1 protein-coding gene and 2 pseudogenes are annotated in these 3,037 nt (G+C 34.9%); all 3 read left to right on the top strand.

The features are described 5' to 3' along the window. A pseudogene (locus tag Q0L68_RS18770) lies at positions 1-1,146 on the top strand (peptidase C25); the annotation flags it as partial. After that, a complete protein-coding gene (porV, locus tag Q0L68_RS18765; RefSeq protein WP_296705782.1) occupies positions 1,143-2,357 on the top strand; it encodes a type IX secretion system outer membrane channel protein PorV in 1,215 nt (404 codons plus the stop codon). The pseudogene Q0L68_RS18770 and the gene porV, both read left to right, overlap by 4 nt. After that, positions 2,357-3,037 (top strand): annotated as a pseudogene (locus Q0L68_RS18760) (insulinase family protein); the annotation flags it as partial. The gene porV and the pseudogene Q0L68_RS18760, both read left to right, overlap by 1 nt.

Below are 3,037 nucleotides of genomic sequence, written 5' to 3'. Positions count from 1 at the left end.
AACAACAGTCTTAACGGTGCTCTCAATCGAAACTTTTCTCTTTTAGGTGATCCAAGCCTCAAACTTTCTTTTCCAGAATTGGAAATAAAAGTTACTTCCCTTAAAAATAAAGAAGGCGATAACTTAACTTCCGTAAAAAGTGGACAAGAAATTCTGCTGGAATCAGAAATCAATGACCCGCTTACAGGATCCTCTCAGATTGGTTTTAATGGCTCTTTTCAAATAGAAATTAGGGGGGAAGAAATCTCAAAAGAAACTTTAGGTGATGAAAACAATCCCTTTCAATACACTGAAGAGGATATTGTTTTATTTAGAGGAACCGGAGTTGTGATAGATGGGAAAATTAACTCAAAATTTATTTTACCAAAAGGGATCACTCAGGAGGAATTTTCAGGTAATCTGCGAATTATTGGAAAAGACGAAAAAAATGGAATTGAAGCTTTTGGGTTGGATATTCTGAGTGTCGAAGGTTCCATTGAAAATGACGCTGATGTATCTGGTCCAGAAATTAGTTTGTTATTAAATGGGATAAATCCTGAGGGAATTAAATTCCCATCTAAATCTTTATTTGCACAAATTAACCTTGAAGACATCAGTGGAATTAATATTTCAGGATTAATCCCAAATCAAGAAATCCAGGTTCAAATAAACGGTGAAACACCAATTAACTTAAATTATGATTTTGTCGCTTCTGATAATGGATACCAAAAAGGAAAAATTGAAATATTATTAACGGGATTAGTAGAGGGAGTAAATCAACTAACAATCCAGGCTTGGGATAATTTAGGAAATCAAAGTATCTTAACTGTTAATATCTTAGTAGAAGGAAGTGAAAAACTTAGAATCATTGATTCTAAGACATTTCCAAACCCAACAGATGCAATTAGTAATTTTGTAATTGAGCACAATAGACCGGGAGAAAATTTTCAAATAACACTTTCAGTTTATCAAACTACAGGACAGACAATATTTACGGAATCCTTTCGTTTGATTCGTGCATCTGCTCGGATTGATGATTTATCATGGATATTTTTTCAGAACCAAACAAAATATCCAGCAAAAGGAACTTATATTTACAAATTAACGCTTCAGTCAGAAACCGATAATTCAATGGCGGTGGCAAGCGGTCAAATAGTTATTAAATGAAAATAATGGCCATTAGAAACAGGAAACACATACTCCTATTGATTTTCACCCTGGCTAGTTTTGCAACTTTTGCTCAGAATAGCACCATTATATCTGGTCAAGATCCATCGAGACGAGTTATTACTACTGCTGTACCATTTCTAAATTTTGCACCTGATTCTAGACATTCTGCTATGGGAGATGTCGGTGTTGCTACATCACCAGATGCAAATTCAGCACATTGGAATTCCGGTAAACTAGCATTCGTTGAGGACAAGATGGGTTTTTCGCTATCGTATTCACCTTGGCTTGGTAAGCTTGTAAACGACATGTCCTTGAGCTATCTAAGTGGTTTTGTCAAAATAGATGAAGTTTCTGCATTTGGGTTTGATCTTAGATATTTCAATATGGGAGATATTCAATTGACAGATGGACTTGGAAATGAATTGGGTGAATTCAATCCTAGAGATATTGCAATTGGTGGTACCTATTCTAGAAAACTTTCATCAAATTTGGCTTTAGGTATTTCTGCAAGATTTATCCATTCAAATCTTTCTGGAAACATCTCTTCTTCAGGCGGAAACGAAAGTAGACCTGGAATTAGTGTAGGAACAGATGTTGGACTTTATTATCAAAAACCAATTTTCTCTGGTTCTAAAGAGGGAACATGGTCTTGGGGTGTAAACATTTCAAATATAGGACCAAAAATCACTTATAACAGCGCAGATGATTTAGATTATATCCCAACAAATTTAAGACTTGGGACAGCTTATTCCTTAGATCTTGACCCTCTAAACACCATTACTTTTGCTTTGGATTTCAATAAGCTATTAGTTCCAACACCACCAATTTATGCAACAAATGAGGATGGAACCTTGGTAACAGATGAAGATGGAAATTTGGTGATTGCAGAAGGAAAAGATCCAAATAGACCTTTGATTTCAGGAATGTTCGGTTCATTTGCTGATGCCCCCGGAGGATTTTCTGAGGAAATGCAAGAAATTACCGTCTCTTTTGGTGTAGAATATACGTATGCAGAAAAGTTTAACTTAAGAACAGGTTATTTCTTCGAAAACCAAAGTAAGGGAGGTAGAAAATACTTCACAATGGGAGTGGGATTCGATTTAAAAAGAATTGGATTTGACTTTTCATACTTAGTTCCTCAAAAACAAAATCATCCTCTAGCAGAGACCCTTAGATTCTCATTACTTTATACAATTTCAGATCTATAATGGGATTAGATAGGTCGAAAGCTCCTGAATTTAAAATTCCGGAAGATTTTGAGCTTATTCCACCTTTTCAAACTACACTTAAAAACGGAGCTAAGATTTTTTTCAACAACACTCCGAGTTTGGATGTAGTAAAAATTGAAGTGATAGGAAAAGGAAGAAAAGCATCATTACCTCTTTCTCAAAACTTAGTCCCCTCTTTTACTCTTGCCCTGCTTCAAGAAGGACTAAAGAATAAAAAAAGTGAAGAACTGGCTGAGTTTTTCGATTTTCATGCAAGTGAAGTCAGCCCTATTTTAACTTTCTCCAATGAAGGTTTGGGATTATTGACTACTAAGAAGCACTTATTTCATGTCCTCCCGGTTTTTATAGAATTATTTACTGAGGCTACGTTTCCTTTGGAGGCAATAGAAAAAAGAAAGTCTCAAAAACGATTGGGTCAAAAACTTGAAAAAGAGAAAACTTCGGTAAGAGCCGGACAACTTTTTCGAAAATCCTTATTTGGCCCTTATCATCCTTACGGAGTAGAGCCAGAAGAAAGTCATGTAAATGAAATAACTAAAGAAAAATTAATTTTTTATTACCGCGAAATGCTTTGGCAAAACATTGAAGTTTTCGTGAGTGGAAATCTTTCAGATTTTGAATTTCAATTACTTGAAAAACACTTATCAGAATTACCAAAT

Source organism: Algoriphagus sp., assembly GCF_024642405.1.
In the GTDB taxonomy this organism is placed as follows: Bacteria; Bacteroidota; Bacteroidia; order Cytophagales; family Cyclobacteriaceae; genus Algoriphagus.
This window is presented reverse-complemented; position numbering and strand designations above follow the sequence as displayed.

Excerpts from the sequence above, each read along its gene's own strand:
- porV (WP_296705782.1), top strand. The coding sequence starts at position 1,143 with ATGAAAATAATGGCCATTAGAAACAGGAAACACATACTCCTATTGATT.